This is a genomic window from Roseburia sp. OM02-15 (assembly GCF_003481835.1).
GTDB classification, from domain to species: Bacteria; Bacillota; Clostridia; order Lachnospirales; family Lachnospiraceae; genus Eubacterium_I; species Eubacterium_I ramulus_A.
The window spans coordinates 174,814-181,931 of record NZ_QULX01000008.1 but is presented as its reverse complement, the minus strand read 5'-3'; the positions used below and the strand labels follow the sequence as shown (position 1 = coordinate 181,931).

Sequence of the window (7,118 nt, the reverse complement as noted above, 5' to 3'; positions counted from 1 at the left end):
GTGAGACTTGGTGCGTGATTCTGGTCAGCGAAAGCTGACATATTCTTCTCAAAATCACTGCACATCTACACTTCGTTCCGGTCGGCGCAAAACCATTGTCTCCCAGACAATGTGCGCCCCCGCGGAGCGTTTATCTCAGTCGGAGATTGTACTCCCACTGAGAAAGACTTGTTATTACTCACCACTTGCAGAAGTGGGAGTCTTCTCGACTGAGATAAATTAGCGCATGCAACACAGAGCGTATTATTCCAATGTATATATGCATGCGTGGCACGAAGTGCAGGGTGGCGCAAAAATTTACAAAATTCACTGCGTAAATTAAGAACTCCTGTAATTTTTTCTCAAGGAGCGATTGCTAGCGACTGAGACAAAATTACAGGAGTTCCTATTAAAATCCAACATAGTAAATTTTTAAGCCATCCCTAAACAAGAATTTACTGTACAGACAGATAGGAATATCCCATCAGACTCTCATCCACTTCTCTGGCTGCCTCGCGCCCTTCACGGATGGCCCATACAACCAGGGACTGTCCTCTGTGCATATCACCTGCCGTAAAGACTTTTTTCACATTGGTCCTGTAGTATCCTGCTTCTGTCTCAACGTTTGTTCTTGCATTCAGCTTGACGCCAAAAGCATCTGCCACGTACTTTTCTGTACCAAGGAATCCGGCTGCGATGAGTACCAGATCTGCATCCAGTTTCTGCTCACTGCCTTCCACCGAAACCATATTCATACGACCGGTTTTCTCGTCTTTTTTCGCTTCCAGTTTTACTGTGATCAGACCGTTCAGATTGCCGTTTTTATCTTTCAGGAACTCTTTTACCGTCGTCTGATAGATTCGCGGATCATGTCCGAATACAGCAATGGCTTCTTCCTGACCGTAATCTGTCTTGCAGACCTTCGGCCATTCCGGCCATGGATTATTTTCAGTACGCTGATCCGGTGCTTTCGGCATCATCTCTAACTGTGTTACAGATACTGCTCCATGACGGATGCTTGTTCCCACACAGTCGTTTCCGGTGTCACCACCGCCGATGATCACAACTTTTTTACCTTTCGCGGATACATACTTTTTATCTTTCAGGTTGGAATCCAGCAGACTCTTTGTAGTCTGTGACAGGAAATCCACTGCAAAATAAATGCCTTTCGCATCTCTGCCCGGTACATTGATATCCCGGGGATTTTTAGCTCCGCAGGCAAGCACAACCGCATCGTATTCTTTCAGCAGTTTTGCTGCTTTTTCATCTTTTCCCACATTGACACCGGCAATAAAGGTAATTCCTTCTTCTTTCATAATATTAACTTTACGGTCAATGATATGTTTTTCCAGCTTCATATTCGGAATACCATACATCAGAAGTCCGCCCACACGGTCATCGCGCTCGTAAACCGTTACCAGATGTCCTCTGTGATTCAACTGATCGGCAACTGCCAGACCGGAAGGACCGGAACCGATGACTGCCACCTTTTTACCGGTGCGTACTTTTGGCGGATTTGCTTTTGCATATCCTTTTTCGTATGCATTTTCAATGATTCCGTACTCATTATCACGAACAGTAACCGGATCATCATGCAATCCACAGGTACATGCTGCCTCGCAAAGTGCCGGGCAGACACGGGATGTGAATTCCGGGAAGTTATTGGTCTTGTGCAGACGCTCATAGGCCTGCTCCCAGGTTCCCATATAGATCAGATCATTCCATTCCGGCACCAGATTGTGCAGCGGACAACCGCTGGTCATGCCCATCAGTGTCATACCGGACTGGCAGAAGGGAACGCCGCATGCCATGCAGCGCGATCCCTGAATCTCCTGTTTTTTCTTTGAGAGGTGGATGTGGAATTCATCAAAATTTTTGATTCTTTCTTTCGGTTCAACCGCTTTACTTACCTCTCGGTCATATTCCATAAATCCTGTTGGTTTTCCCATTTTTATCCTCCTGATTTACCTCATTCATAAGACATACATCTATGCTTGCTGCTCTAGTTTTTCTTCAAGTCGAACGCAGGTGAGACCTGGCGCGCGATTCTGGTCAGCGTATGCTGACATACATCCACTCAGAATCGCTGCGCATCCTTTGCGGAGCTTTTATCTCAATCAGGACTGTTCCTGATTGAGATAAAATGCTTCAATCTGAGCCTGCTCTACATTGTAACCTTTTTCCTCCATCTGAACGATGGTTGTCAGCATATGATGGTAATCATACGGAACGACTTTTTTGAATTTCGGTAAATACTCTCCGAAATTGTCCAGAATTTCTTTTCCTTTTACGGAATTGGTCAGGGCTACATGCTCCTGAATCAGTTCTTTTAATTCCTGTACGTCGTATTTATTGGTCAGTTCCTCGGTAAATACCATTTCTTTGTTTGTTCTTGTATACAGATCGTTGTCTTCATCCAGTACATAGGCCACACCGCCACTCATACCTGCGGCAAAGTTCTTGCCTGTTTTTCCGATGACAACCACACGACCGCCGGTCATATACTCACATCCGTGATCACCGACACCTTCTACCACCGCAATGGCACCGGAGTTTCTGACTGCGAAACGCTCACCGGCCACACCGTTGATAAAGGCTTTTCCGCTTGTTGCTCCGTAAAGTGCCACGTTACCGATGACGATATTTTCATCCTGACGATATTTGATGCCCTTCGGCGGATATACCACCAGTTTTCCACCGGAAAGTCCTTTTCCGAAGTAATCGTTGCTGTCGCCTTCCAGCTCCAGTGTCAGACCGTTCGGGATAAAGGCTCCAAAGCTCTGTCCACCGGCTCCGTTACATTTTACAACGTAAGTATCATCTTCCAGAGTTTCTTTGTATCTTCTTGTGATCTCGGAACCGAAAATCGTACCAAAGGAACGGTTAATGTTAGAAACATTGATTTCAATGCTTCGTTTCTGTTTCTGCTCCAGTGCGGATTTCATCTGTTTTAACAGCACTTTCTCATCGGCTGTTTTCTGCAGTTCAAAATCATATACTTTCTTCGGATCAAAGATGACTTTATCTTTCGGGCTGGCAAACGGATTTTCCAGAATATTCTTCAGGTCCAGTTTTGCCGCATGTCCGGTCAGGTTCTCACGAACTTTCAGCAGATCGGAACGTCCAACCAGCTCATCTACAGTGTGTACACCAAGTTTTGCCATATATTCCCGTAATTCCTGCGCAATAAAACGCATGAAATTCATGACGTATTCCGGTTTTCCTGCGAAACGTTTTCTCAGCTCTGGATTCTGTGTAGCAATACCAACCGGGCAGGTATCCAGGTTGCAGACACGCATCATGACGCATCCCATGGTTACCAGCGGAGCGGTTGCAAAACCAAACTCTTCGGCACCAAGCATTGCTGCGATAGCAACGTCACGGCCGCTCATCAGCTTACCGTCTGTCTCGATACGGACTTTGTTTCTCAAACCGTTCATGATCAATGTCTGATGTGTCTCGGCCAGGCCCAGCTCCCACGGAAGTCCTGCGTTATGGATGGAACTTCTCGGAGCGGCACCGGTTCCTCCGTCATAACCGGAGATCAGGATAACCTGTGCACCTGCTTTTGCAACACCGGCTGCGACGGTTCCGACACCGGCTTCTGATACCAGTTTTACGGAAATACGTGCTCTTGTGTTTGCATTTTTCAGGTCAAAGATCAGCTGCTCCAAATCCTCGATGGAGTAAATATCGTGATGAGGCGGCGGGGAGATCAAACTTACACCCGGTGTGGAAAGTCTTGTTTTTGCAATCCACGGATATACTTTTTTGCCCGGTAAATGTCCGCCTTCACCCGGTTTAGCGCCCTGTGCCATCTTGATCTGAATCTCCTGTGCACTGACCAGATAACGGCTGGTAACACCAAATCGTCCGGAAGCAACCTGCTTTATGGCAGATCCACGCTCGGTATCCAGACGCTCCAGGCTCTCACCACCCTCACCAGAGTTGGATTTTCCATGTAACCGGTTCATGGCAATGGCTAATGTCTCATGAGCTTCCTGTGAAATAGAACCGTAGGACATCGCACCTGTTTTAAATCTTGTCACGATGGAGTCAACGCTCTCAACTTCATCAATCGGAATGCCTGACTTCGGATATTTGAAATCAAGGGTTCCACGAATATTCATAATATCGGTCTCATTGTTGACCAGCTTTGTATACTCTTTAAATAAATTGTAATCGCCACGTTTTGTGGACTCCTGCAGCAGATGGATTGTCTGCGGATTGTACAGATGTTTCTGTGCACCGCTGCGCATCTTGTGATGTCCCTTGCTGTCCAGCGTCAGCTCCGTCTGTAATCCCAGCGGATCAAATGCCATGGAATGTAACTCATTAACATCATTTTCAATATCAGAAATTGTGATACCGCCGATTCGACTGACAGTGTCTGTAAAATATTTGTCAATGACACTCTTGTCGATACCGATAGCCTCAAAGATTTTGGATCCCTGATAGGACTGAATCGTGGAAATACCCATCTTGGAAGCAATTTTTACGATTCCGTGCAGGACTGCAGAGTTATAATCATCAATGGCTGCATAGTAATCTTTGTCAAGCAGATGATCGTCTACTAACTGTTCAATGGTATCCTGCGCCAGATATGGGTTAATAGCACAGGCACCGTAACCAAGCAGTGTTGCAAAATGATGAATCTCACGTGGTTCCCCACTTTCCAGGATCATGGCTACTGCTGTTCTCTTCTTGGTCTGGATCAGATGCTGCTGCATAGCGGAAACAGCCAGCAGAGACGGGATTGCAACATGGTTCTCATCCACACCTCTGTCGGAGAGAATCAGAATGTTGGTACCGTCACGGTAGGCACGGTCTGCCTCAACAAACAGACGGTCAATGGCTTTCTCCAGACTTGTGTTTTTATAATAAATGATCGGAACAACGCCAACTTTGAATCCTTCTTTTTTCATATGCTTGATTTTCAGAAGGTCTGTATTTGTCAGGATCGGATTTTTAATTTTCAGTACCTGACAGTTTTTCGGCTCTTCTTCCAGAATATTTCCATCCTCACCGACGTAAACCGTTGTAGATGTAACAATTTCCTCACGGATAGCATCGATTGGCGGGTTTGTAACCTGTGCAAACAACTGTTTGAAGTAATTAAACAGCGGCTGATGATCGTCGGATAACACAGCCAGCGGTGTATCAATACCCATGGCAGCAGTGGACTCGGCACCTGTTTTTGCCATCGGAAGCATAACTGTTTTTACAGACTCATAAGAGTAACCGAAAGCTTTCTGGATACGGTGCAGATCGTCGCCTGTGTAACGCGGTACACGCACATTCGGGATTTTCAGATCTTTTAACTCTACCAGATACTCATCCAGCCACTGTCCATACGGGCGTTTGCCAGCGTAAGCTTCTTTCAGCTCATCATCATCAATCACGCGACCTTTGACGGTATCAACCAAAAGCATTTTGCCCGGACGCAGACGGTCTTTTGTCACAACTTTGGTCGGATCTACATCCAGCACACCAACCTCTGATGCAAGAATCAGGTAATCGTCATCCGTGATGTAATAACGGGATGGCCGCAGACCATTGCGGTCAAGAACAGCTCCCATGATATCCCCATCACTGAACACGATGGATGCCGGGCCATCCCACGGCTCCATCATCGTTGCATAATACTGATAGAAATCTTTCTTCTTCTGGCTCATCAGGTGGTTGTTTGCCCATGGCTCCGGAATGGTGATCATAACTGCCAGCGGAAGCTCCATACCACTCATTACTAGGAACTCCAGTGTGTTATCCAGCATCGCGGAATCGGAACCGGATTTATTGACTACCGGAAGTACCTTGGATAACTGACCTTTCAGATGCTCAGATTCCATGGTCTCCTCACGGGCCAGCATCTTATCGGAATTACCTTTGATTGTGTTGATCTCACCGTTATGTACCATAAAGCGGTTCGGATGTGCTCTCTCCCAACTCGGATTTGTGTTTGTGGAGAATCTGGAATGAACCATTGCGATGGCAGATTCATAATCCGGATCCTGCAGGTCTTTGAAAAACAGGCGCAGCTCGTTTACCAGGAACATTCCTTTGTATACGATGGTTCTGCTGGACAGGGATACCACATAGGTATTGTCGTTGGACTGTTCAAAAACACGGCGTGCCACATACAGACGGCGGTCAAAGTCCAAACCTTTTTCCACGTCATCCGGACGTTTGATGAATGCCTGCATAATGTATGGCATGCAGTCTACGGCTTTCTGTCCAATGACAGTCGGATCAGTCGGCACTTCACGCCATGCCAGCAGCTCCAGACCCTCTTTTTCTATGATGACTTCAAACATCTTCTTTGCCTGATTGCGCTTTAACTCGTCCTGTGGGAAGAAAAACATACCAATTCCGTAATCTCTTTCTTCACCTAAAAAGACGCCGGAGGATTTCATGGTTTTGGAGAAGAATCTGTGAGATATCTGTAACAGAATACCTACTCCATCACCAGTTTTTCCTTCGGCGTCTTTGCCAGCTCTATGTTTTAAGTTTTCAACAATTTTTAATGCGTTCTCAACCGTCTGATGTGTTTTCACACCTTTAATGTTTACCACAGCACCAATACCGCAGTTGTCATGCTCGAACCTTGGATCGTACATGCCGACAGCCTTGGCGTTGCTCTCGTTCATATGAAGTTTCATAACATTTTCCTTTCTGTTATAATCAATGAATTTTCATGAATGTCATTATGTAGAAACCTGCAAAAACAGTTCTTTTTTCCCTCATAACCTGCCATTCATGCATTAATTACTGGGTTTGTTATTCATTGCGTTTACTATACGCCTTTTTTTTTAAATTGTAAACCCACTTTTTTTCTTAAATTGTCAGATTATTTGACAACTTTCAAAATATTATATTATTGTTTTTTATTTGTTCTAATTGTCTGTTTATTTCCAATATTATCATGCAATTTAGTTTTGATATTTTTTGTAAAAAAATTTACCTGCAGGCATAAAATTTATGCCGTACAGGTAAATTTTCTTTATTGTATGTACATTTTAATCTTTTTATTTTCGTTCATCACAGATTCTGTCAATGCATGATATTTATCTTGCTGGTAAATATTCCGGCACAATATTCCTTTATACACTGTCAGACCGAATCCGGAATGTTTCTAAATT

General features: G+C 45.0%; 2 protein-coding genes. Both read right to left on the bottom strand.

Going from position 1 to position 7,118, the window contains the following annotated elements; translation table 11 throughout:
- Window positions 1–434 precede the first annotated feature (434 nt).
- Window positions 435–1,928: a glutamate synthase subunit beta gene (locus tag DXB15_RS09870; protein WP_118702847.1), complete on the bottom strand. Its 1,494-nt coding sequence runs from the start codon at window positions 1,926–1,928 to the stop codon at window positions 435–437.
- A gap of 168 nt (window positions 1,929–2,096) precedes the next feature.
- Window positions 2,097–6,638: a glutamate synthase large subunit gene (gene gltB, locus DXB15_RS09865; protein WP_118702846.1), complete on the bottom strand. Its 4,542-nt coding sequence runs from the start codon at window positions 6,636–6,638 to the stop codon at window positions 2,097–2,099.
- Window positions 6,639–7,118: the final 480 nt, after the last annotated feature.